We start from the raw sequence: 301 nt of genomic DNA on the forward strand, positions 1-301 counted from the left end.
GTAAGCGTCTAGCTAACTACACCTAGTCTTGTTTAATGTTCCAAGGTAACAATGGCTCTAGGTTATTAGGTTGCTCGGCAAGGTGCTGCAAACAAGTTGCTATATAATCGTGCACTACAAGGTCATTGGCTTTTGCCGTTTCAACAAGGCTATAGAGTATGGCACTGGCATGTGCACCATTACAGGTGTTTGAGAACAGCCAGTTTTTGCGCCCTATAACGAACGGTTTTATTGCCCGCTCGGCGCGGTTGTTGTCAATACTGAGCCTGCCATCTTCTAGATAACGCCTGAATTTCTCAAA

At 45.2% G+C, this 301-nt stretch carries 1 protein-coding gene; it reads right to left on the minus strand.

The features are described 5' to 3' along the window. Positions 1 to 22: 22 nt before the first annotated feature. Positions 23 to 301: IS66 family transposase (locus tag N482_RS01685; RefSeq protein ID WP_155730440.1), on the minus strand; the 279-nt coding region annotated here is incomplete at its 5' end.

The organism is Pseudoalteromonas luteoviolacea NCIMB 1942 (assembly GCF_001625595.1).
In the GTDB taxonomy this organism is placed as follows: domain Bacteria; phylum Pseudomonadota; class Gammaproteobacteria; order Enterobacterales; family Alteromonadaceae; genus Pseudoalteromonas; species Pseudoalteromonas luteoviolacea_A.